The organism is Serratia sp. 1D1416 (assembly GCF_003641105.1).
GTDB classification, from domain to species: domain Bacteria; phylum Pseudomonadota; class Gammaproteobacteria; order Enterobacterales; family Enterobacteriaceae; genus Serratia; species Serratia ficaria.
The window spans coordinates 3,186,381-3,210,249 of sequence record NZ_CP032738.1 but is presented as its reverse complement, the minus strand read 5'-3'; the positions used below and the strand labels follow the sequence as shown (position 1 = coordinate 3,210,249).

The 23,869-nt window shown below is 45.7% G+C and carries 21 protein-coding genes; all 21 read right to left on the bottom strand.

What is annotated here, in order from left to right; all coding sequences use genetic code 11:
* Positions 1-9 precede the first annotated feature (9 nt).
* The 21 genes from cpsG to wbaP all read right to left on the bottom strand — a co-directional run bounded on the left by cpsG (position 10) and on the right by wbaP (position 23,855).
* Positions 10-1,383 (bottom strand): phosphomannomutase CpsG, encoded by a 1,374-nt coding sequence (gene cpsG, locus D7I37_RS15565; protein ID WP_129543963.1) that lies wholly within the window; start codon positions 1,381-1,383, stop codon positions 10-12.
* A 14-nt stretch (positions 1,384-1,397) separates the two neighbouring features.
* Positions 1,398-2,810 carry a mannose-1-phosphate guanylyltransferase/mannose-6-phosphate isomerase gene (locus D7I37_RS15560; protein ID WP_129543962.1) on the bottom strand — a complete coding sequence of 471 codons (1,413 nt, stop codon included), beginning with the start codon at positions 2,808-2,810 and terminating at the stop codon, positions 1,398-1,400.
* A 590-nt stretch (positions 2,811-3,400) separates the two neighbouring features.
* Entirely contained in the window at positions 3,401-4,417 is a 1,017-nt protein-coding gene (gene galE / locus D7I37_RS15555) for a UDP-glucose 4-epimerase GalE (protein ID WP_061798500.1), read from the bottom strand.
* Between the two features lie 222 nt (positions 4,418-4,639).
* Positions 4,640-6,016: a TolC family outer membrane protein gene (locus tag D7I37_RS15550; RefSeq protein ID WP_061798498.1), complete on the bottom strand. Its 1,377-nt coding sequence runs from the start codon at positions 6,014-6,016 to the stop codon at positions 4,640-4,642.
* Positions 6,017-6,018: 2 nt separating this feature from the next.
* A complete protein-coding gene (locus tag D7I37_RS15545) occupies positions 6,019-7,350 on the bottom strand; it encodes an HlyD family type I secretion periplasmic adaptor subunit (RefSeq protein ID WP_129543961.1) in 1,332 nt (443 codons plus the stop codon).
* A gap of 48 nt (positions 7,351-7,398) precedes the next feature.
* Complete coding sequence (locus tag D7I37_RS15540) at positions 7,399-9,165, bottom strand: type I secretion system permease/ATPase (protein ID WP_061798494.1); 1,767 nt, start codon at positions 9,163-9,165, stop codon at positions 7,399-7,401.
* Between the two features lie 350 nt (positions 9,166-9,515).
* The gene (locus tag D7I37_RS15535; RefSeq protein WP_095096641.1) at positions 9,516-11,018 is read right to left on the bottom strand and encodes a hypothetical protein; all 1,503 of its coding nucleotides are present in this window, start codon (positions 11,016-11,018) and stop codon (positions 9,516-9,518) included.
* Between the two features lie 132 nt (positions 11,019-11,150).
* The gene (locus D7I37_RS15530) at positions 11,151-12,140 is read right to left on the bottom strand and encodes a glycosyltransferase (protein WP_231922134.1); all 990 of its coding nucleotides are present in this window, start codon (positions 12,138-12,140) and stop codon (positions 11,151-11,153) included.
* Complete coding sequence (locus tag D7I37_RS15525) at positions 12,137-13,093, bottom strand: polysaccharide pyruvyl transferase family protein (RefSeq protein WP_095096638.1); 957 nt, start codon at positions 13,091-13,093, stop codon at positions 12,137-12,139. Before D7I37_RS15525 ends, D7I37_RS15530 begins: the two co-directional genes overlap by 4 nt.
* Positions 13,094-13,095: 2 nt before the next feature.
* A complete protein-coding gene (locus D7I37_RS15520) occupies positions 13,096-14,577 on the bottom strand; it encodes an MOP flippase family protein (protein WP_095096635.1) in 1,482 nt (493 codons plus the stop codon).
* A gap of 163 nt (positions 14,578-14,740) precedes the next feature.
* Entirely contained in the window at positions 14,741-15,349 is a 609-nt protein-coding gene (locus tag D7I37_RS15515; protein ID WP_129543960.1) for a haloacid dehalogenase-like hydrolase, read from the bottom strand.
* Positions 15,346-15,930, bottom strand: a complete 585-nt coding sequence (locus tag D7I37_RS15510; RefSeq protein WP_095096629.1) for a phosphoribosyltransferase — start codon at positions 15,928-15,930, stop codon at positions 15,346-15,348. Before D7I37_RS15510 ends, D7I37_RS15515 begins: the two co-directional genes overlap by 4 nt.
* A 14-nt stretch (positions 15,931-15,944) precedes the next feature.
* Positions 15,945-16,790, bottom strand: a complete 846-nt coding sequence (locus tag D7I37_RS15505; protein WP_231922133.1) for a glycosyltransferase family 2 protein — start codon at positions 16,788-16,790, stop codon at positions 15,945-15,947.
* 41 nt (positions 16,791-16,831) lie between these two features.
* Entirely contained in the window at positions 16,832-17,443 is a 612-nt protein-coding gene (locus D7I37_RS27375) for an O-antigen ligase (protein WP_242502922.1), read from the bottom strand.
* Between the two features lie 2 nt (positions 17,444-17,445).
* Complete coding sequence (locus D7I37_RS27370) at positions 17,446-18,024, bottom strand: hypothetical protein (protein ID WP_242502700.1); 579 nt, start codon at positions 18,022-18,024, stop codon at positions 17,446-17,448.
* Between the two features lie 110 nt (positions 18,025-18,134).
* The gene (locus tag D7I37_RS15495) at positions 18,135-19,007 is read right to left on the bottom strand and encodes a glycosyltransferase (protein ID WP_231922131.1); all 873 of its coding nucleotides are present in this window, start codon (positions 19,005-19,007) and stop codon (positions 18,135-18,137) included.
* Between the two features lie 35 nt (positions 19,008-19,042).
* Positions 19,043-19,906 (bottom strand): dTDP-4-dehydrorhamnose reductase, encoded by an 864-nt coding sequence (gene rfbD, locus D7I37_RS15490; RefSeq protein WP_095096622.1) that lies wholly within the window; start codon positions 19,904-19,906, stop codon positions 19,043-19,045.
* A complete protein-coding gene (gene rfbC, locus D7I37_RS15485; protein WP_061798481.1) occupies positions 19,903-20,439 on the bottom strand; it encodes a dTDP-4-dehydrorhamnose 3,5-epimerase in 537 nt (178 codons plus the stop codon). Before rfbC ends, rfbD begins: the two co-directional genes overlap by 4 nt.
* A gap of 1 nt (position 20,440) precedes the next feature.
* On the bottom strand, positions 20,441-21,310 hold the full coding sequence (rfbA, locus tag D7I37_RS15480) for a glucose-1-phosphate thymidylyltransferase RfbA (protein ID WP_129543959.1): 870 nt from the start codon (positions 21,308-21,310) through the stop codon (positions 20,441-20,443).
* A 20-nt stretch (positions 21,311-21,330) separates the two neighbouring features.
* Positions 21,331-22,395 (bottom strand): dTDP-glucose 4,6-dehydratase, encoded by a 1,065-nt coding sequence (gene rffG / locus D7I37_RS15475; RefSeq protein ID WP_095100072.1) that lies wholly within the window; start codon positions 22,393-22,395, stop codon positions 21,331-21,333.
* Positions 22,396-22,421: 26 nt separating this feature from the next.
* Positions 22,422-23,855, bottom strand: a complete 1,434-nt coding sequence (wbaP, locus tag D7I37_RS15470) for an undecaprenyl-phosphate galactose phosphotransferase WbaP (RefSeq protein ID WP_129543958.1) — start codon at positions 23,853-23,855, stop codon at positions 22,422-22,424.
* Positions 23,856-23,869: the final 14 nt, after the last annotated feature.

The following is a 23,869-nucleotide window of genomic DNA, read 5'->3' as shown; positions in this document are numbered from 1 at the left end:
CTTTCATTGTTATTCTCCGCCTAAGAGTGCCAGAATCTCTTTAGTTTTCTTCTGCATCAGTTCAACGTTCCCCTTTGATTCAACGTTCAAACGCACGACAGGCTCGGTATTTGAGGTGCGCAAATTAAAACGCCATTCATCAAACTCAAGACTAATACCGTCAGTCATATCAAAAACCAGAGCATCATTTTTATAGACGTTCAAAACGCGATCAATGGCAGTCTTGGCATCAAGCAGCTTGCGGTTAATCTCGCCGGATGCCGGATAGGCGCGCATGCGATCCTTCACCAATGCACTCAGCGCTTTGCCTTTGGCTGAAAGCAGGCTGGCGACCAGCAGCCATGGGATCATCCCGCTGTCGCAATACGCGAAATCGCGGAAATAATGATGCGCGCTCATCTCGCCGCCGTAGATAGCGTCTTCTTTGCGCATGCGTTCTTTGATAAAGGCATGCCCGGTTTTCGACATAACCGGTACGCCGCCGGCCTGATTGACAATGTCAATCGTGTTCCAGGAAAGGCGAGGGTCGTGAATGATCTTGGCACCGGGGTGAGTCTGAAGGAAAGCCTCGGCCAGCAGGCCAACGATGTAGTAGCCTTCAATGAAGGTGGCTTTTTCATCAAACAGGAAACAACGGTCAAAATCGCCGTCGAAGGCGATGCCCATATCCGCCCGATGCTCAACTACCGCTTTGGCGGTGTCGGCGCGGCACTCTGGCAACAGCGGGTTGGGAATGCCATTAGGGAAATGGCCATCAGGCTGGTGGTGAACCTTGACGAAAGAGACCGGGATATTATCACGTTTGAACCGACGCTCGATCTCATCGATAATGTGGCCGGCCGCGCCATTACCTGAGTTGATGACCAGTTTCATCGGTTTCAACTCAGCCACATCAATATAGCTCAGCAAATGATCCACATACTCGTTCAGGACAGAAAGAGTCTGGTAACTGCCACGCCGGCTTTCATCAACCGGCGCGAAATTGTTGTCTTCCGCCAGTTGCTTGATATTCAATAGGCCCGTATCACCGCTAATCGGCTGGGCATTGGCTTTAACTAACTTCATACCGTTGTAATTCATTGGGTTATGGCTAGCCGTAACCTCAATGCCACCATCCATACCCAGATGGAAAGTGGCGAAATACACTTCTTCTGTTCCACTCATGCCGATATCGTATACATCGGCACCGGCATCCCGCAGCCCGTTAGCCAAAGCCAGCTTCAGCGCCTCGCTCGTCAGGCGCACATCCCCGCCCACAATCACGCGCTGGGGTTTCAGGTATTCGCCATAGGCGCGGCCGATACGGTAGGCAATGTCTTCATTCAGCTCTTCGCCAAGCTGCCCACGAATATCATATGCTTTAAAACAAGTTAAGGTACTCATTAAAACCTCAAAAATTAGCAACGACCGTAATGATCTTTAATACGGATAATGTCATCATCCCCTAAATAAGAGCCCGATTGGATTTCGATCAGCTCCAAGGGAATATTCCCTGGGTTTTCTAAACGGTGAATGACCCCGATAGGAATGAATGTTGACTGATTTTCAGTAAGCAAGAACGTTTTATCCCCGGTTGTTACCTTTGCCGTACCAGAAAGTACGACCCAGTGCTCTGTACGGTGATGATGCATTTGCAGAGAGAACGCCTCTCCCGGATTCACGGTAATGCGATTCACATTAAAGCGTTTTTCCGCCACCAAAATGTCGCAAATGCCCCATGGGCGATAAACTTCGCGGTGTCTTCTGTATTCGCTTCTTTTTTGTTTCTTCAGATGTTCTACAACTTTCTTAACATCCTGAACTTTCGATTTATCAACAACCAACACCGCATCTTTAGTGTTAACGATCACCAGGTTGTCCACCCCCACGGCAGCCACCAGCTTTTCGTCGGTGTTGATATAGCAATCGTGGGTGTTGTGCAGGAAGGTATCACCGGTCAATGCGTTACCCGCATCGTCTTTTTGGCTCACCTCCCATAATGCAGACCATGAGCCGACATCGCTCCAGCCGGCATCAAGCGGGATCACTACGGCATCATGGGTTTTCTCCATCACCGCATAGTCAACCGACTCCTCCGGGCAAGCGGCAAAAGCGTCTCGATTGACGTTGATGAAGTTTTTATCGCATTCGGTCTCATTCAGAGAATGACGGCAGGCTTCGAGAATGTCCGGACGGAACTTCTCCAGCTCTTCCAGATAGCGTTTGGCGCGGAACATGAACATGCCGCTGTTCCATAAATATTCACCGGAATCCACATAGCTTTGGGCAGTGGCAAGATTGGGTTTTTCAACAAAGCGTTTTACGCCCGCCGCCACCGAGTCTTCACCGCAGGGTTCGCCGCGCTGAATATAGCCATAACCCGTTTCCGGGCCGGTCGGCACAATGCCGAAGGTGACGAGGCTTTGCTTCGCCGCGAAAGGCATCGCCGCCTCGATGGCGCGATGGAATGTCTTGTTGTCTTTGATGATGTGGTCTGCAGCCAACACCAACATGATGGGATCTTGCCCCTGAGCAACGGCATTCAGGGCCGCCAAGGCGATAGCCGGCGCCGTATTGCGGCCAATAGGCTCCAAAATGATATTATGGGACAACATGTCGATTTGACGCAGTTGCTCAGCCACCATAAAACGGTGGTCTTCGTTACAGATTACGACAGGCTCACCGATTTCCACCCCATCAAGTCGTTTTAACGTTTCCTGCAACATCGAGTGCAAGCTGTGCAAACGCAAAAACTGTTTAGGGTGAAGTTCACGGGACATCGGCCATAAGCGGCTACCAGTGCCGCCTGCCATAATTACGGGTAGTAACATTTTTTATCCTTTATAACGCTCAGCTAGATAGCTCCAGCAATACAACCACTTAAGCCAATACATCACGTTCAATTGCTGCGCTTACTATTGTCTTTTCAATTCACCGGCTAAAAGCCAGCAGAACGACTCATCACTATCGTTACAGTTTCAACACCTGCACAGGTGATAAACCCAGCTGTCATCGGCGCCAGCGAAAAGCACGCTACCGCCCTTGGCTCAACAGCTACCAACTGACTGATATTAAATAAAATTTTCTATACAAGCCCGTTGCGATGGCCCCCTGTATGGCACGCGGTGTCACACATTTGTCATCCTGACGGGGTATATAGGCTAACAGCATAAATATTTTTGCTGCGTATGCTATCACCTTACCTATCAAAACACCTGTACATTATCTGTTCTTTCAGGCTTATCTGAAAATGAACGTTCATTAAACATGCAGAAAAAAATTCATTACATACAAAATCATTATCAATCAAATAGTTATTATAATTGTCATTTTATCGATGATAGCAAATGAGGATATATCTTATAGGATACATGACTGCAGTCTTCTGACCGCAATCATGCATTTGAGGGATCGGGAAACGTTACTTGCGGTAGCCTTGCGGGTTTTTGCTTTGCCAATTCCAGGTATCGCGCATCATTTCATCAACGCCGCGTCTAACTTCCCAGCCCAGCTCGTTTTTCGCCAGGTTGGCATCGGCCCAGAATGCCGGCAGATCGCCGTCGCGGCGCGGCAATATCTGATAGGGGATAGCGACGCCTGACGCTTTTTCAAACGCCTGCACCATCTCCAGCACGGAATACCCTACCCCGGCGCCCAGGTTGTACGCCTTGATCCCTTCAATCTTATTTAAGTGATCCATCGCCATCAGGTGGCCTTCCGCCAGATCCATCACATGGATGTAATCGCGAACGCCGGTGCCGTCCTTGGTGGGGTAATCGCCGCCAAAGATGCCCAGTTTTTCCAGCTTGCCAATCGCCACCTGAGAGATATACGGCAAAAGATTGTTGGGAATGCCGTTAGGATCTTCGCCAATCATGCCCGACTCATGGGCGCCCACCGGGTTGAAATAACGCAAGGCGATGATGGAGAACTGCGGCTCGGCTTTAGCAAAATCCTGCAGGACCTGTTCCACCATCAGCTTGGAGGTGCCATAAGGACTGGTGGTGCCGCCGATTGGCGTGGTTTCCACATAAGGCACCGGAGAGTTGGCACCATACACGGTGGCTGAAGAGCTGAAGATAAAGCGGTGTACTCCGGCCCGGCGCATCGCATCCAGCAACACCAAAGTGCCGGCTACGTTGTTTTGATAATACTCGAGCGGCTTACGCGTCGATTCGCCGACCGCCTTCAATCCCGCGAAGTGGATCACTGCGGTGATGTCATGATCGCTGAAGATGCCATTCAGACATGCGGCATCCTGAATATCCCCCTGATAGAACGCAGCGGATTTGCCCGTCAATTTTGCCACGCGAGACAAGGATTCCTCTGACGAATTCGACAGATTATCCAACACCACCACCTCTTCACCACGCGCCAGCAAGGCCAGTACCGTGTGAGAACCAATATAACCGGCACCGCCAGTGACTAAAATCGCCATAACAACTCCCTACGCGCTCCCATAGCGCTGAAATTATGATTTATACTCCATTCTGACCAGCAAGTCAGTCAGAAGCTTCCGGATCGAAGGCGCTGCGCCAACCGAGGCTGACAACCCGTTTCAAGTCAAATGGTTATCGGGGAAATTCGCCTTCACTCCTCCGCTCAGCCGCAATAAAAAAGAGCAGCGCAACGCTGCTCTTTCTGTCGCGCATGGCGCGGGCTAGCGCGAACGCGCGAAATATTGCGCTACGCGTTTCACGTCGTTTTCATCCAGCGTTCCCGAGTCGCTCAGCAGAGTGATCCACGATTTGATGTAAGTGTATTTCGCCGAGGCCAGATCCTTTTGCGCGCTGTACAGCTGCTGTTCGGCATTGAGCACGTCAACGTTAACGCGCTGCCCAGCCAGCACGCTTTGCCGCGTTGCCGTCACCTGCGTGGTCGCAGATTTCACCGCCAGTTCATAAGCCGCCAGCTTGGCGCGGCTGCTGATGCACAGATTGAACTGCTTGCGTAAATCGTTCAGCGTAGTGCCGGTCTGCGCATCCATCTCATACATCGCCTGGCCGTATCGCGCCGCAGCCTGGCGGGTCGACGCCGAAACCCCACCGCCGGAATAGATAGGCATGCTGACCTGCACGCCGATGCTGTCGGTACGGTATTTCTGGTTTACCGTGTTATCGCTGCTGGAATCGTTCTCCGAGTGCGAAGCGTAGAGCTGCACCTGCGGCATAAAGCCGGCCCGGTTTCTCTCCACGTCATATTTCGCCGCATCAACGCCGTGACGGGACGCCGCCAGCGCGGGGTTATTCTCCAAAGCAATCTTTTGCCATTCGTCAAATTTTGACGGGATAAGCGGCGCTACCTGGAATTTCCCCGGGCGCAATACCTGCAGCTCATCGACCTGATCCAACGGCATGCCGATAATCACTTCCAGCTCACGCTGGGCCGAATCCAACGCATCACGCGCTTCGATCACCTGGGCTTCCGCCAGGCTATAGCGCGCCTGGGTTTCCGAAACGTCGGTAATGGTGCCTTCGCCCGCACTCATCAAGCGATCGTTCAACGTCAGCTGCTCTTTGTAAGCCGCCTTTTGCGCTTCGGCCAAGGCGATTTGATCCTTGGAATAGGCCACTTCGACATAGGCGCTGATCACTCTCACCGCAAGATCCAGCAATTTCCCGCGGTAACGCTCATCCGACATCAAGGTTTGGGCGACGCCGGCCTTATAGCGCGCGTAGGCTTCATAATCGAACAGCGGCTGCGTCAACGTTACCGAGCTGGAGTAACTGCGGTATTGCTGGCGCTTGGTCGTCTCTGAGACGTTGCCAAAAAAATCGCTTTGCGGATACTTTTGCGTCTGCCAGTTACGCGGCGAATTCTGGTAATTGAGCGACACCTTCGGCAGCAGCCCCGCCCTGCCGATATTTTCGTTTTCGTCCCCCGCCTCTTTCTCTTTTATCGCCGCCCTGAAGGTCGGATCTTTCTCAAGTGCCAGCGAATATGCGTCTAAAATCCCTATTGAATATACCGGCGCAGAAATCGCAAACAATAGGGTGCTAATGGCAAGACCAGCAGCCTGTCGTTTTAATCGAATCAAAATTATTCCTCAGTCAATGAAGTATGAGCGCGATCCAAAATAGGTTTGAACAAATAACTCAGCAGCGAGCGCGACCCCGTTTTAACAAACACCTCGACCGGCATGCCTGGCTTGATCTCTTCCGCATTCAGCATCTTCATGCCTTCCGGCGTAACGGTAGCCTGCATTTGGTAATACGGCTCGCCATTGGCCTTATCCACCAGGCGGTCAGCGGAAATCAACGTCACCGTACCCGGGATCTTCGGGGTTTTATTTTGATTGAAAGCGGTAAACATCAGGTCGACCGGTAACCCGTTATAAACCTTGTCGATCAGTTCAACTTTCAAGCGAGCATCGACAACCAGGTTCGCCTGGCTTGGAACAACATCCAGCAGGTGATCCCCCGCCGCGACGACGCCCCCTTGGGTAAAGATGCTCAACCCAACCACCGTACCGGTGACCGGCGCCGTAATGGCGGTATTGCCCAGGTCAAAGTTCGCCATTTCGAGTTTGTTGCGGTATTCACTGGATTCCATCTGCGTCTGCGCCAGTTGCGTTCTGACCTCGCGCTGATAGTCCGCCATACGCTGTTCGATTTTTTGTTGAGTTTCCAGCAGCTGTTTTTGCAATTGGCCGATACGCCCCTGGCTTTCATCCATGCTGCCGTTAACTTCGGCAAATTGGCGCTGAATTTCCAAATAGCGGTTTCGCGGCAAATACCCGTCGGCAGCCAGCGACTTCATGCTGTTCATTTGCTCACGCAAGGTTGATAGCTGGATCTTCTTATTGACCAGCGAGTCCTGTGAACCTTTCAGTTGAAAACGGATCCCATCCATGGCTTGCCTGTAACCATCGATCTCGCTTTGCAGCCCCTGGCGCCGGGAAACAAACAGCTGATTTTGCAGGGCCAGTATTTCAGCGACACGCGGCTGCGTCTGGATTGCCTGGAGCACCGGGGAAAAAGTAACGCTTTTCAGACCGTCGCGCTCCGCCAACAGCCGTCCGCTCGACGCCAAGGTGGTGAAATATTGGTCGCGCAATGAATCGACCTGCGCCTGAACCTGCGTCTGGCTTAGCTGCACCAATATCTGGCCGGCTTTAACCTTTTCGCCCTCTTTCACAAGAATATTGTTAATGATGCCGCTCGCCGGCGCCTGCACCGTTTTACGATTGCCGGATACAATCACCGAGCCGGATGATGCAACCCCTTTATCCAGTGGTGCGAATGCAGCCCATGCCAGAAAACCAATAAACCCAATCAGGATGACCAGCCATCCCATACGGGTATAGCGCCTTTCATCCAGAGGCATTTCGCTAATATATGAGCCCTTTGCCTCATTAATCTGCGTAGACATTACTGCTCCTTTGACCGCTGCCGACAAAACGTCGAAATAAAACTCATGTTAATGGGTTTGTGTTTTTGGCAAATTTTCCTGCTCAAGCTCACTGTTCACCGCTTGGGCCACCGGCTGCTGCGCCGGCGCTTTTTGTGCCTGTGACAGCGCCTGTATAACCTGCTGCGTAGTGCCAAATGCATTTACCTGACCGTTAGTCAGCACCAGCAGCTTGTTGGTCATCGAGAGCAAATTGGTGCGATGCGTGATCAACACCACCGTCGTTTTACGTTGGTGCAGCGTCTGTATGGCGATATTGAGCGCGCGTTCCCCAATGTCATCAAGGTTGGAGTTGGGTTCATCCAACACCACCAGAGACGGGGAACCATAAAGGGCGCGCGCCAAACCGATCCTTTGCTTTTGCCCGCCGGAAAGCCCGGCGCCGCCATTGCCAATGACCGAGTCGTAGCCGTTGGGAAAGCGCAGGATCATTTCATGCACGCCCGCCAGCTGGGCGGCCTCGATGACTTTCTCCGAGTCGATGTCATTAAAGCGGGCGATATTCTCGGCGATTGTGCCGGCAAATAACTCGATGTCTTGCGGCAGGTAGCCGATATAAGGACCCAGTTCATCCTTATTCCACTGATAAATGTCGGCGCCATCGAGCCGGACTATGCCTGCAGAGACGGGCCAGATCCCTACCAACAGCCGAGCAAGCGTTGACTTTCCCGAAGCGCTCGGGCCGATAATGCCCAACACGTCCCCCGCCTGCAGCGCAAAACTGACGTTGTGCAGCACGGCATTCGCTTGCGAGCCCGGCGGCGTTGCCGTCACGTTCTCAACGGACAACGCGCCCTGAGGACGCGGCAATGACATCCCCTCCCCGCGCTGCGGATACGCATTTAATAATTGAACCAGGCGGTTATATGAGAGTTTGGAAGAGCTGTAGCTTTTCCAAACGTTAATGACTTGTTCGATAGGCGCCAGCGTGCGCCCCATCAGAATAGAGCCGGCGATCATCATGCCGGGCGTGATCAGCCCATCAATCGCTAACCAGCCGCCCAGCCCCAGCACCAGGGACTGTAAAGAAAGCCGCACAAACTTGGTTATGGAGGTCACGCGCGCCGAGCGCTCGCTGGCGATTCGCTGGTTATTGAGGAATCTTTTATGCAGGTTGAACCAACGCCGCTTTAAATTCGGCAACATCCCCAACGCTTCGATCACTTCCGCATTACGCAAGTTGGTGCTCGCCAGGCTGCTGGACATAATTGACAGCTTACTCGCTTCGCCTAGCGGCTTGCGCGACAGCCATTCGTTCAACACCGCCAACCCGACCAGCAACAGCGAGCCGACCAACGCGAAAAGGCCCAGCCACGGGTTAAACAGGAAGATAACCAGCAAATAGATCGGGAACCACGGGGCGTCAAAGAAGGCGAACAACGCGCTGCCGGTCAAAAACTGCCGTACGTTGGTGAGGTCGTTCAGCATTTGCCCGGCATCTGAAGAACCGTTTTTCAGATTAGCCTCAAAGGCTGCGGTATAAATTCGCGTGTTGAGCTGCATATCCAATTGGCTGCCAATGCGAATGACCACCATGCTGCGCACATACTCCAGCAATGCCATTACGCCAAACATGGACAGCATAATAAGCGTCAACATCAACAGGGTAATTTCATTCCGCGAGGGGAGCGCGCGATCATAGACCTGCAGCATATAAATCGACGGGACCAACATAAGCAGGTTGATTAACGCAGTAAAAATACCCAAGGTCCAGAACACCTTGCTGCGAGCGCGCACGACGGCTGCAATTTCATTATAGGGTAACGTTGGGGTCACACTAATCCCTCTTAAACCTATGGTTTACTGTTTACAGTTAATGGCTTAACCCGGCAAAATCCCTCTCAACAGGTTATAAAACAATCTGCTGAAACGGAGTGCTAGAACTGGAATTAACTATGGTAGAGGGTTTGAGATTAGGCAAGGTCGGGAGGGAAGAAAGACAAAAAAATTATAACGTTACATGGTTAATGATTAACCCGGGATACCGTCGGAAAATAAGAAAGGGCTTGACTGCGGGGCAACGCTTAAAAAATAAAAAAAGGGCAGAGTTTTACTCTGCCCTCGTTAGGTCAACAGCTAAAAATTTTTCACTTGCGTTTTACATCAAAAATTCTCGGTCACGTAATTTATTTGTCATTTGGCATCGGGGAGCGACTGACGGCCATGGCCGGCAACTTGGCGGCAAATGATGACTTATTGACCGTTTGCCAATCCGGTTTTTCGTCGGTATAGATGGCAATGGGTTTATCGTCTACTTTAATTCCCTGCGAAATATCCGCCTTATTCTCAACATCCAGGTTCCACTGTTCGATAGAGACATTGCCTCTAATCCCGGTAACCGTAGCCGGCGTTACGCGCGCATTTTTGGGCGGGTTTTTCCACATGAGAATCGTGTATTTTTTACCCTTGGTGTTAGGGTTGGCTTGTAAAACATAGGCCTCAACGTCTTTCTGCGGGCTAGCCATATAGAGCAAGTGCTTCCCTTTCATTGCGTCGACTGCCATGGCATAAGCCAGTAAGCGTAATTTAGGCTTCCAGTTCTCGTCAAACAAACCGAAGTAGTACAGCTTGCCGTTCAAGAATCGATCCTGAGCCAAATAATAATCGACTCTTTTCATATCATAGAAATAGAAACCGCGTGCAAATAGCTTCACCAGGTCATACGGATTTGACTGATATCGACCCGTCGAGGCCGTATCGAGCTGTTCCGTATCCAGGATAGGTTTGTTGCCGCCCCCGTATTTGTTCGCCATATCCCGCATATAGCCAGGCAAATTATCCGCGCCGAAAACATAGTGGTGAATAGAGTAAGCATCCGCATACTTATCTATACCGAGCTTAAAGCTTTTATCGACAAATCTCCGGCCGCCGTCTAACCCACCTTTAAACTCTGAACGTGAGTATGTCGCTGCAAAAGCCACCGTTTTAATATTTTGCCCTGAGGCCTGAATGGCTTCTTTGAGCATTTTCATCTCATTGACATACATCGCCGGGGTCGATTTAATCCACCAAACGCTCGGCGCATCCACCTCATTGCCTAACTCAGCATATTTGACATCATAACCTTCAAGATGTTTTAAGGTGACATTGAGGTAATTCTTATATTTGTCATAATACTTGGGATCAACAGCAGAAAGTTTATTATGAGAAACTGTGTATTTTGCTGGTGGGTAACCGAAAAGGAAATTATGACTCATGCCATACTTTTTAGCTTCCTTCAGTTGGAAATCGACCTCTTTAAAATTAGTAGGGTCCCCATTAGCATCAGCGACTCGGTGCCACGCGGTTTCTGCACTGCGTAAACTATTTACCCCGGTACGAGATAGAAGTTCAAATGCCTTATCGATCGCTTTCAAATCACCCGTCGATTTAACCGCGGGTATTTCCATCCCGTGTACACCAAAATCTACACCATCATTGTCCGAACTGCGTGAAAGCTCACGTTTCATAAGCTTATTATAGACATATGTTGAAGTGTCATCACTTAGGTCTTCACGGGTTTTCTTCATCTCTGCATAATATTGAGCTTGAGTCGCAGCCGCTTTTGCACACATTGGCAGTGAACTCACGATAAAAAACAAGCAGGAAAGACTATAAGCGCCAACATTTGCAGTAGGATATAATTTCATGTTACCTCCAAAATAAATATAAAAAGCTGAGCATCCTGAGGTCAATGACAAAAGAGATTAAATCCTTTTTTGTGAATTTAAAAGCCCTTACATTATTAATAAGGGCTAAACCTGAAATGGTACTTCTTAGGCTTAGGCGTAGATTGGCCTGGTTAACCTACGTTTGATTAAATAAAACAATCTATAAACACGAGGGTTTAGTTTAGCCAGATAAATCAACACACTCTTGTTTCTTTCTTTAATTCCGACAAGTTTAACATTAAGATCATCAGTAAGAGATATGTGACCACATTCAATAATATTTGAGATGGTGATAATGTTAGTATAAATTCTATCGCTAAGATGTTTTTTTGTCTTTTTGCTTTCACTTGCGCTTCGTAGCAACTCTAATGCATTAATACTCTCAATATAACCAATCACATTTTTCTCATTGCGATTGCTTTGCATAATAGAACCAGCTCGCACTCTGCGCTTAAACAGGATTTTATTTGATGCTGTGACCTTCCCAGCCTTGAAGAACAACCGAGGCGTGAACTCTTCATCTTCATGGATTATAGGCTTAAATCTTAGATCATGCTTAGAAAGTAAATTAGAACGAAAAACATACATCCAGGCATTAGGATAGAATGTGCCATACGCCGACAAGGTGTTGAACGCGGCAACACCATCAGGAAAATCTTTATCCATCTTTCTCGTATAGAACGGCAATGGCTGATTGGAGTTGTTCGGCGTGTCAAAAAAGGAGTCTGCCGAGAAACAGAAGATATCCAGGTCAGAATTACGCTGATATGCCAGCATAAATTCTTCCAACAATGTCGGAACCGCGATATCGTCCGAGTCGAAGTAATAGGTAAACTCACCGGTCACATGACGGCTGCCCTCATTACGCGCCTCACCTAAACCATGGTTTGTCGTATGAACGATCTTGACAACCTCAAGATGACCATAGAGTTCTTCAAGCAAGTCGCCGGAACCATCGGTAGAACCATCATCTACAATGATGACCTCATAGGGGGCCACAGACTGGGCAAGAATAGAGTCTACCGCCTGTTTTACATATTTCTTGACATTATAAACAGGTATAACTACCGAGATTTTTACGGAATCGTTGGATATCATCATATTTTAATCAGCTCACAACCAGGAACACCCTTCGTCCAGGACTCATAGTAACCAGAGTTCTTGCCATAAGAGTTATCGATAAGCTGGGTATGCATTTTCAATAAACAGCACAGGATGTGACCATGCATACGTGAAGTGACGACTGACTCATGAGACATGAAAAGAGAGTTAACACGAGCAACTAATTTATCCGTATACCAATACCAAAGGGTATTAGCTGGGAAGAGATTTCCTGGAATTCGTTTGTTCAATTTTTCGAACAGGTGCATAGTCTTCATAAAACGACGGTCGCCGTCTGAACAAATATCGTACCAGTCTACGAACTCATTGGGATCGGCATTTTCACCCAGAACAGAGAGATCGGTTTTTTCGATGTCTCGTCTGATCATCCACATGGTTTTCTTTTTTACATCACCCTCTTTTTGTTGAGGGAAAATGTTCCACAGTGATTGCGCCATGTCAGGGCAGAGGAACACATTATCGCAGAAGTGTTTTTTAAGGATCTCCTGGCTATTGGTGTCTCGACAAAAAATCGTCAGATTAGGGTGCTGTTTAAATATCTCACCCGACTTTATCAGGTTGCTGCTCTCTTTGAAATGGACAGTTTGCGGTAAGATAACCACTTTATTTTTCTTGTATTTTTTAACAACGGCTTCGCGAAGCCTCTGATGCGCTGGATAAAGATCGCCAAAGTTCCCACCGCCGTGAAGGACGATAATAACATTTTCCGGAATAGAATCAGTCTGCTCGACAAAATGCATGCTGGTATGGTCAGAGTGACGAGAAATGACCTTATAATTATTCTCTTTAAAGAATTGCTCTGCCCCTTTGAGAATCAATAAATCACCAACATTCAAATGCAAGGGATAATCAAGATAAATTATTTCGCTACCTTTAGGTATAACCTTTTCAATAACGGACAAGTTATCTTTTAAAGTTTGCATTCTTTCCATCTTTAACATTCCACCCTGAAAATTTTACGTAATTTTTCACTTTTAATTAGCTGCAACTTCACTTCATTAATCAACGGCGCCTTAGTGAAGTAAATGGTTATAGCAAAAGCAAAAAGACCAAGAAATATTTGCATAAATAAACTAACGGCATTCGATACCTGAGGAGGCATAAAATACCCAACACACCAACTGACAACTATGGTCGGCACCGTTAATTTAAATGGCAACCATAGACTATCAATGTACTGACGATAACTGGGGCCAAGCACTGGTTTAATCAATATGAAATAGCTAAGGTAAGTATTGATAACCTGGACGATTAAAAATGCCAGTGCAACCCCTATAGCGCCACCTAACTTAACGCCAAGCAACATGCTCGGGATAAAAAGCAATGTTTTGAACACATTGAACTTAAAACTAATGTCAACCCTGGCCTTGGCCATCAGCAAAGAGCCTATAGGATTGCCAATAGAACGAAGAAGACCGACGACACAAAGAATTTGCAAAATAGGAGTAATGAACAGCCAGCGCTCGCCAAAAACAAACAACACAAAACTATGAGAAACCACCATCAAGCCAAGCAATGCCGGAAAGTTGATGATACCAACCAGAGAAATCAGTTTGTAGAAAGAGTCTTTCAACTTGGCACTGTCATCCTGAATTTTTGCAAACGCAGGGAATAAGACACGCGTGATAATGGGGTTTAACTTGGTCGGCGGCATAACCGCGACATTATAAGCCAGGTTATAGCCCCCGGTGACAACTGTACCTAATGTCCGTGCCAAAATAGCTGTTGAAACGTTGGTATTGAGGAAATTGACAAGACTGTCAGCGGTCAGATAAGCGCCAAACTTGATGTTAGATTTCACCTCGAAAAATGAAAACTTCATGCTGGGGCGATAAATACTGCGGCCGAAATAAGCGAACAATAACGTTCTTACCAAAGCGTTAATTAAATACCCGTAGATCGCAACAATGGCGAAAGGGTAGATAGTGGCAAAGCCGAGAGAAAACGCGAAGCCCAAGAAATAGGAAAATGACTCGATTTTACCGATAGTAGCAAAATCAAGCTCCTTTTGCATCAAAGCGCGGAACTGTTGCCCATGCGGGATAAGCAAAAAGGCAATGGAGATTATTTTAACCAATGGCTCTAACCCTGGTGCATTTAAGGCATCAGCAATCAAGCCGCTGGTTAAAAACGTGACAACGCTAACCGTAAATCCAATCCCGACGTTTAACCAATATAGCGTGGTTAATTGAGACTCTGTAATGTCTTTTTTCTGAACAATTGAATTTGATATACCGAAGTCTGAAATAGTGTCAGCAAGTGCGATCACGACCATGGCTATGGTCAGAAGGCCAAACTCACTTCGCTCAATCATACGTGAAAGCAATGTCAATTGTAAAAAACTGAGGCCTATAATGATCACGGTGGAAATTGCAGACCATTTAGCTCCCCGCACCGTTTTTTCTCGTAGACTCATAATTATTTAATGACCTATAAAAATTGCCCACTTTCCTTCATCAATTAAATAATTGCAATCAGAAAGGGCTGAGAGAGGGTGTATGTAACCCAAGAAATTCCCAATATCAGATAATAGTATGATGACCAGTTAGCCAAGATACGGCGGGTTAGCTTCATTCATATCAATCAATTATTTGATAATTTTCCTGGGATAATCTCTCAACAAGCTTCTTTTTAGAAGCGGGGTCAGGTGAAACCAAATAGGTGAACTTGCAAGCGTTGATTAATGGAAAATCATCATAATGATCGGTAAACAAAAAATCTGGATTTGAAGAGAAAACTTTCAATACGGCTTTCTTTTTCTCTTCATTGAGAGTTTCTATGAATGTATTATCAGATACAAAATGAGAGTAAATCACCGTATCAAAAACACCTGCTTTCTGTGAAAACGGAATGACATAGATATCCGGAGCAGCCGTAGCAAGACAACGGATTGCATCTTTATGCAATGCTAATAGATCTTGCCGCAGAGAAAAGATTGCCAAATAGTTACCATATAATTTCCCCACCTTTTTCCAGAAAGGTGAACCAACCTGAATAGCCAAGACCGCCGCCTTAAAACCTACGCGATCCAGCTTTCGTTGTTTTCGAAGACGGACGAATCCTATAAATCTCTTCAAAAAAGAGAATCGAAAAAAAACAAACGATAATAAGAATGACAAAATAATCCATACTTTAAAAGTATTGAATTTAACCAAGGTTCCATCTAGATCGTATGCAATATATTTCATTTCGCCGGAGCCACATCGTTAGCCCAAGGACAACGCAGCAGAATGTCTTCATACATGCAGAAGTCCGGTTTTACAACAGGATTGGAAAAGGTCACATTAAGTGCAGCAGTTCTGACTGCTGCACCCTCGCCTACTTGATTTTTGATATATTTAATACAATCAACAAATGTTCCACCGCTATCTACGGAATCATCAACCAAGACAATATTCTGGCATTCTTTAAGCAGTCTCAAATCGCCCTCTTTGAAAATGACCTCACCAGAACTTACCGCTCGTCCATTACGATTAAACCGCCATTCATTATACTTAATTTCAGCAATCCTAAGGGAGTTATTTATAAACACTGGCAATAAAGGTAGCACTTTCGCTATCTTGAATTTTTTCTTATGTTTAGTTGAGGCTCTCTGCCGCTTGATAATTACAGTGGGTAAATTCAACCTCTCTGCAATCTTTTTTGCAACAAACTCGCCTCCAGTGGCGATACCAACGATTAGGTCCGGTGAGTAACCTGCATTGATCTTATCAGCAAGCTGAAAACACAAATTATCAAAATCAGAATTTAGTACAGTAATGACTTTCATAAACACTCCACGACCTATTTTTTTTCAACAAACTTAACCCAAGCAAGCTTGCTCAACGCCAAGGGTAATGCACGCCATTTATATTTCTTTGCCACATCGACATCATTTATCGCAGAATGCCATTTTGCCCAATATGGAACAGCTTTTCTCGAGGCATTCCACCCACGACAATGGAATGCGGTACATTCATTGTAGATACCTAAACGCCAGCCTGCCTTGACAAGTCGCTGAGATATTTCAATGTCTTCCTTGTACATATAATAAGTACGTTCGAAACCTGGCAACCCCTTCGAATCAACGCATTGAGTTAGCGCAGAGACTCGAGTCAACATAAAAGCACCGCAGATAGCTTCTGCAGGCGTAAAAGTCTCTTCAATATCTATTTGTGGTTCGTTCGCCTTAATATCTTGCCAACGTCCATAATAGTTACAGGCTATTCCAACCGAATCAAAAACATTCAACGACTTATTAGCATGAATATCATACCGAACCAATGGAACCGTAAGCATCCCAACATTATTTTGTTCCGGTAATGCTGCGAAACTCAACAGTTTTTCCAGGCAGCCGCTTTCAATACGTGCATCAGGATTCAAAAATAGAACCCAATCAAATTTATCAAGGTCGTATAGCGCTTTATTATTGCCCGCAACAAAACCAATATTTTCTTCTTTGATAACGCTAAGCTTATTAGTCGATATCAAATGATCTAAATACTCGGTATCTTTAGATCCTGAATCTACAATTCTGATTTCCAGATCACTGTTTATGTTATCGAGGCCACTAACGCACCACTGAATATGTTTTTCACTATTATACGTAACTACGATAACCAAGCATTTATTACTCATACCATTTTCCATGTAATCTTCATATTAAGTTTTTATAGTAAACCACTTGACTATCATTTTTCTTTGTAGAAATCATCAACGAAATGGAATCTCGAGAAGAAGAATATAATAATCCCGCCTGAAGCACCGAATAAAAACGGGTTCACAGAACCAGATAATAACCAGATAGCAAAACACACTAATGGCATAATTAAATTCTTAACTCGTTTTTTACCATTGACATTTATAGCATTGGATAGACATGTAAATAAGAAAATCAAAAACAGAGTGCTGACACCTATTATTCCAAAATCCATAACCAATGACAAGGTTTGACTTTCATACAAATATGGCGTAGACGTTGACCGCAGTGCATTTGGTATATAATATCCCATTCCATGGCCGAGAAGAGGATGAGAAGATATTGCATTTAACAATGCATTGTTTTGGAATATACGCTCCTTGTCAGAAGCAGCATTTAAACTCTGATTATTCAGTCGGGAATCTATAAGTGCAAATATTACATCACCAAGCGGGGTAAAGAATAGTATTATTACGATGCCAACTATAGATAAAATCGATATCTTGACAATTTTTGAAAATGTAGCTTCTAATAATATAGCCAAGCCAATGAACAGAACACCTTGAGCCCAGAAAGATCTTGATAAGGTTAAAGCGAGAGAGATAACTAATAATATGAAAACGATCTTAGTATTAACCCCCCCCTCCCAAGAATCATATCTTTCGTTATGAAATAAAGCATAAATGGAACTAGTGAATCCATGGGGATTTGTAGACGAGTGATGAATGTATCGCCGACACCCAACTTCATCATATTAATGTCCCAGACTTCTGTAATCCAGGTAATGATATCTAGCGAGCTAATCCCTGTGATCACAGAAAATATTATGATGAATATTTTCCCACATGCAATTAAGGAAAGACATATCTTTAAAGAATTATATATTATTTCCCTATTACTAATATCATAACGCCCACACTCAACCAAAAACAAGGCAACAATAACCGCAAGAAGAATATCCCTACCCTGACCCGATATATTTGCCAAATCATTATTCATTTGCATTGAATAAAGAGCCGCGACAACCAAGAATATTAAAAAAGGGATAATGGTTATAGTGAACTTGGCAAATATTTTCTTATGTGAAAACAAATAGCAGAGTATAGAAACAATAATTAATGGACTGCGTAGAACGAGCAAATATATTGTAGTTTTTATAAAGAAACTAGATTTTATTTTAGACATGGTTGCCATCATTAGGTTAACTCAAGAAGTATTATTTATTAGATGCCAAATATTAATAACAAAAATATTTATATATAATTATAACACTTCTTGATTCAGTTAGCACTGCCTTATCTGTTTATTAATTTCTTAACAATAAACTTCGGATTGAATTTTATAAAACTCCAGTAAGCAGCTCTTGGAATACCTACTTTTTTATCACTCATATCGATAAGAAATTGCATAAAATCTCTATCACTCCCCTGATACATGCTCTTATTTCTGTTTAACAAGTCCGTCAAAGAACGACTGAGGGGGTAACTTTTTGACACTCGCTCTTCGTTAATTGTATGATCATGATGCATTATATACTTCGATTCTTTCTTACGTAAAAAACCACCGTATTTATTCGCCAACCGTAACCAAGTATCCCAGTCTTGCAAGCGCTTAACTTCAGGATTGAAGCCACCAATGTCTCTTAATCGAGAGGTCAATGTAAATATCTGATTTGAAGCAACATTTTCGAAAAGAATCGATCTAAAATCGCTAAAGTATATATCCTTTTTTTTATTATAAAAGTTCTTTTGCTTCCCGTCTGCAAACCTCTCGATAAAATCACAACAAATGAATGAGTATTTATCATTCCAGCTATCTACTAAAAATCTTATTCTATCCGGTGTAAATTCATCATCGTCATCTAGCCCTGTAATAAAGTGCCCTGTAGCCTTGAATATACCCAAATTCCTTGTTGCACAGGCGCCTTTATTTTCCTCATTACGCAGATAGATAATATCCGAATCACTTTCTGCCAGACTTTCCATAAAACTTTTCGTTTCATCCGTAGAAGCATCATCGCAAACAATCAGTTCTATATTTTTATAATCTTGTTCTTTTACAGAACGAATAGCTCGCTTAAGTCGCTCTAACCGATTGAACGTCGAAATATAAACACTCACCTTTGGCAAATTATCCATAAAACTCCCATTTTTATCACGATTGCCCATACCCACCCCAAGACATACCATTTACTCAAAAGAAATTATTTATTCTTAATTTCATTTAAAACATATCTCAGACTATCAGAAACACTAACGCTACGAATGCCCTGTTCAGATATCTTGCTCTTTGATAAAATTGAATACTTTGGCCTTGCCGCTGGTGTTTTATAATCTTCAGTAGTGATTTTTTTCACTACAATATTCTTATCAATTAGCTTGGCATCGTTCGCATACTCGAATATTCTTTCTGCGAAATCCGCCCAGTTCATTTCATCTGATCCGCAATAATGATAAATACCACCTTTGACGTTCGCCGATAGCAAGCTAATAATTGCAGATGCAATATCTCCGGCATAGGTCGGGCAACCGTACTGGTCGGCAACCACCCCCAAGGTGTCGCGATCATTAGCCAACCGCAGCATGGTTTTCACAAAGTTATTGCCATACTCACTGAATACCCAAGCGGTGCGAATAATGATGGCTTCGGGCTGTACACCGGCGACGGCAATCTCACCATCCAGCTTGGTTTTACCGTAAACGCCCAGCGGGTTCGTTGCATCGGTTTCAACATAAGGCGTCGTCGCCGTGCCGTCGAAAACATAGTCAGTCGACACATGCACCAGGCGCGCGCCAACGTCGTTGGCTGCCAACGCCAAATTTTTGGGGCCAGTCTCGTTGATCAGAGCCGCCAATTCGCGGTCACTCTCTGCTTTATCTACTGCGGTATATGCAGCGGCGTTAACGATAACGTTCGGTTCAAATTGCGCGACCGCCTGTTTAACTTTGGCTAAATCGGTAATATCGAGCACGTCCGAGTCCGTAGCCCAGACTTCCCAACCCTGCGGCAAACGATCCTGGAAGCAGCTGCCCAGCTGCCCTTTAGAGCCCGTCAGCAATACCTTCATTTGGCCAACTCCTTAAACAACTTACCGACTTTATCTTTCTCAGAAAGCAGTGGATTATCAATTGGCCATTCGATACCAACTTCAGGATCGTTCCACAGCAGACAACCTTCATGCGCCGGGTTGTAGTAATCCGTGCATTTATATTCGAAATCGGCAATATCGGAAAGAACCACGAAACCATGTGCCAAGCCTGGCGGGACCCAAAATTGCGTCTTGTTCTCTTCCGACAGAATGACGCCTTCCCAGGCGCCGTAGGTCGGTGAATCCGGGCGAATATCGACGGCCACATCGAAAACTTCGCCGCGGACTACGCGAACCAGCTTACCTTGCGGATTTACTTTTTGAAAATGCAAGCCGCGCAACACGCCTTTGGCGGAACGCGAATGGTTGTCCTGAACAAAATCAAGATCGATATTCAGCATTTCTTGGTAGCGTTTTTTCTCGAAGGTTTCCAGGAAGAAACCGCGCGCATCACCGAAGACCTTAGGCTGAATAATTTTTACGCCTTCAATTTTTGTGTCGATAACCTGCATATCACTTGTCCCCGATCAAATGAGCAAGATACTGCCCATAAAGTGTCTTACTGAGCAATTTTGCTTCTTCCGCTACCTGTTCACGCGAAAGCCACCCTTTGCGGAATGCAATCTCTTCCAGGCACGCCACTTTGAACCCCTGACGTTTCTCAATGGTATGAATGAATTGCGATGCTTCAATCAGGCTGTCGTGTGTCCCGGTATCCAGCCAGGCAAAACCGCGCCCCAGCAGTTCTACATTCAAATTACCTTGATCCAGATACATCTGGTTCAACGTGGTAATTTCCAGCTCACCGCGGTGGGAAGGCTTAACCTGCTTGGCCATATCCACGACATTGTTGTCATAGAAGTACAGGCCGGTAACCGCCCAGTTGGACTTGGGCACCTTAGGTTTTTCTTCAAGAGATAAGGCCCGGAATTGCTCGTCAAACTCAACAACACCAAACCGTTCAGGATCCATAACCTGATAACCGAAAACGGTAGCACCTTCATTACGGGCTACTACGTTTTCCAATTTTGCACCGAAACTTTGGCCAAAATAGATATTGTCACCCAGAACCAGAGCGCAGCGCTCACCGTTGATAAACTCTTCGCCAATCAGGAAAGCTTGAGCCAGCCCATCTGGACTTGGTTGGATTTCATAGCTCAGTCTGATGCCAAAACGGCTGCCATCTCCAAGTAAGCGCTGGAAAGAGGGCATATCCTCTGGCGTTGAGATAACCAGAATGTCCCGAATGCCGGCTAACATCAGCACCGAAATTGGATAATAAACCATCGGTTTATCATAAATAGGCAGCAATTGTTTAGATACACCACGAGTGATTGGGTATAAACGTGTGCCGGAGCCCCCCGCTAATACAATACCTTTCATTTTCTACTCCTAACTTAATATTAACGGGCCTGACCTAAGCGCTCACCAGCATATGAACCATCTTTAACTCGGCTCCACCACTCTTCATTCGCCAGATACCATTCTACCGTTTTTTTAATACCGCTCTCAAACGTCTCTTGAGGCTTCCAACCCAGCTCTCGCTCAATTTTTGAAGCATCAATCGCGTAACGAATATCGTGGCCAGGACGGTCAGTGACATAGGTAATCAAGTCTTCATATTGCCCCACGCCTGCCGGTTTGTTTGGCACCAACTCATCCAACAAGCGGCAAATTGTTTGCACCACTTCGATATTTTTACGCTCGTTATGGCCACCGATGTTGTAGGTCTCCCCCACTTCCCCCTCTGTGACAACTTTATATAGCGCACGGGCATGGTCTTCTACATATAACCAATCACGAATTTGTGCGCCATTGCCATACACCGGTAAGGATTTGCCATCCAGTGCGTTAAGGATGATCAGCGGGATCAATTTTTCCGGGAAATGATAAGGACCATAGTTGTTGGAACAGTTGGTGACTATGGTTGGGAAACCGTAGGTACGCAGCCACGCGCGAACCAGATGGTCGCTGGACGCTTTAGAAGCGGAATACGGGCTGCTTGGGGCATACGGCGTGGTCTCGGTAAACAGGTCATCGGTACCATGCAAGTCGCCATAGACTTCATCGGTAGAAATATGATGGAAACGGAATGCCTTTTTCCCGTCCGCATCCAGCGTATTCCAATATTGACGCGCCGCTTCCAGGAGAGTGTAAGTACCCACAATATTGGTTTCAATAAATGCGGCGGGGCCATCAATAGAACGGTCTACGTGGCTTTCTGCAGCCAGATGCATCACTGCATCTGGTTTAAATTCACTAAAGATGCGGTCCAGTTCTGCACGATTGCAAATATCGGCATGTTCAAATGTATAACGCTCGCTGTCTGCAATCGTTTTTAACGACTCGAGATTCCCTGCATAGGTCAGGCTATCCAGAACCAAGATCTCATCCGCGGTATCGTTAATAATATGGCGAGCCACAGCAGACCCAATAAACCCGGCACCGCCGGTAACGATAATTTTCATAGCACCCTCAATATCCATTATATTATTTAATATGCGCCATCTCTTTTTAATACCACATTGATGGTTTTGAAAAGAATTGCAATATCATTCCATAGGGACCAATTTTTAACATACCATGCATCAAAATATACACGGGTATCATAGTCCACATCGTTTCTTCCGCTGACCTGCCAAAGACCTGTCATTCCAGGTTTTGCCATCAGGTAGTAATCAACATCGCCGGCATAGCGCTCTAATTCTTTTTCGATTACCGGACGCGGCCCCACCAAACTCATTTCGCCCTTCAGTACGTTAAAGAGTTGCGGTAACTCATCTAAACTGGTTTTTCGAATGAATTTACCGACTCTGGTAATGCGAGGGTCATTTTTGAGTTTAAAATCTTTGTCCCATTCGGCTCGCGCTTCAGGATCATTTTCTAATAGTTGCTTGAGTACTTCTTGCGAATTCATCACCATAGAACGAAACTTTAAGCATTTGAACTTATTACCGTCACGGCCGACACGTTCATGACCATAGATCGCCTTACCACCATCTTTAGAAACCAGATAAGCCAGAATGGCCAAAATTGGGGACAGTAAAAGTATAATGGATACCGAGCCGATAATATCGAATGTTCTTTTCAAAAAACGCGAGGTTCTTTTGGCCAGGCTATTACTCACTCGCAGTATCATTACTTCATGACTAAAAATGAACGACATGTCCGTTCCATATAATGGAACACCGCGAAGTGTTGGGATAACGGAAACCGAACGGCAGTGATGCTTTGCAAGTTTTTTAAGCCACTCATCACGCAATGCATGCTCATCGAACTCCAATGCCACGATGAACTGAGTCGTTTCAGGATCGCTCTGCTGCCACAATTCTTTCTCATCACAGATAACGGGTTTTCCCAGCAATTCTTTTTCGCACTGTTTACCACTGGAGAAGAAACCGCAAATTGCGAATCCTAAAACTTCTTCGCTCTGCAAGGCCGCGTAAGCATCGCAAGCATTCTTGCCGGAACCGATGATAATCGTATGTTTCTGCCACATCCCGAGTTTGTTTAGCAGGCGTTTTGTTATTGCCCGCGCCAACGGTACCAATATCAGGGCCAGGGTCCAGGTCAATATCCAGACGTAACGCGAAAACTGCCATTTAGAGAACGCCACTAAAGCAAGATCGCATACCGCAAATATCAATAAGGTGCGAAATATTTCTTTTAATTCAAACCAAAAAGGCTTTCGATATGTGTAATGGCGTAACCTGACCCAAAACCATCCGACACATAACACGGCCAGCATGACATGGGTCAGAAAACGAGCTGACATCTCTGATTTAGGAATGAATTCATCGATGTTAGCACCAAACAATCCGATTAACTTTACGGCAATAACTAAAGACAGAGTAAAAAACACAAAGTCAGATAATGCCAATATAAGTTTTACAATATTCGTTTTTTTTGAGTAACTGAGCGCACTCATAGAGTTATCCTTAT

Coding starts and splice junctions, on each gene's coding strand:
- wbaP (WP_129543958.1), bottom strand. CDS start 23,855: ATGAGTGCGCTCAGTTACTCAAAAAAAACGAATATTGTAAAACTTATA.
- D7I37_RS15530 (WP_231922134.1), bottom strand. CDS start 12,140: ATGATGATATCCAACGATTCCGTAAAAATCTCGGTAGTTATACCTGTT.
- rfbD (WP_095096622.1), bottom strand. CDS start 19,906: ATGAAGGTATTGCTGACGGGCTCTAAAGGGCAGCTGGGCAGCTGCTTC.
- D7I37_RS27370 (WP_242502700.1), bottom strand. CDS start 18,024: ATGTCTAAAATAAAATCTAGTTTCTTTATAAAAACTACAATATATTTG.
- galE (WP_061798500.1), bottom strand. CDS start 4,417: ATGGCGATTTTAGTCACTGGCGGTGCCGGTTATATTGGTTCTCACACG.
- cpsG (WP_129543963.1), bottom strand. CDS start 1,383: ATGAGTACCTTAACTTGTTTTAAAGCATATGATATTCGTGGGCAGCTT.
- rffG (WP_095100072.1), bottom strand. CDS start 22,395: ATGAAAATTATCGTTACCGGCGGTGCCGGGTTTATTGGGTCTGCTGTG.
- D7I37_RS15525 (WP_095096638.1), bottom strand. CDS start 13,093: ATGGAAAGAATGCAAACTTTAAAAGATAACTTGTCCGTTATTGAAAAG.
- D7I37_RS15545 (WP_129543961.1), bottom strand. CDS start 7,350: ATGTCTACGCAGATTAATGAGGCAAAGGGCTCATATATTAGCGAAATG.
- D7I37_RS15560 (WP_129543962.1), bottom strand. CDS start 2,810: ATGTTACTACCCGTAATTATGGCAGGCGGCACTGGTAGCCGCTTATGG.
- D7I37_RS15515 (WP_129543960.1), bottom strand. CDS start 15,349: ATGAAATATATTGCATACGATCTAGATGGAACCTTGGTTAAATTCAAT.
- D7I37_RS15520 (WP_095096635.1), bottom strand. CDS start 14,577: ATGAGTCTACGAGAAAAAACGGTGCGGGGAGCTAAATGGTCTGCAATT.
- D7I37_RS15510 (WP_095096629.1), bottom strand. CDS start 15,930: ATGAAAGTCATTACTGTACTAAATTCTGATTTTGATAATTTGTGTTTT.
- D7I37_RS15505 (WP_231922133.1), bottom strand. CDS start 16,790: ATGGAAAATGGTATGAGTAATAAATGCTTGGTTATCGTAGTTACGTAT.
- D7I37_RS15495 (WP_231922131.1), bottom strand. CDS start 19,007: ATGGGCAATCGTGATAAAAATGGGAGTTTTATGGATAATTTGCCAAAG.
- D7I37_RS15535 (WP_095096641.1), bottom strand. CDS start 11,018: ATGAAATTATATCCTACTGCAAATGTTGGCGCTTATAGTCTTTCCTGC.
- rfbA (WP_129543959.1), bottom strand. CDS start 21,310: ATGAAAGGTATTGTATTAGCGGGGGGCTCCGGCACACGTTTATACCCA.
- rfbC (WP_061798481.1), bottom strand. CDS start 20,439: ATGCAGGTTATCGACACAAAAATTGAAGGCGTAAAAATTATTCAGCCT.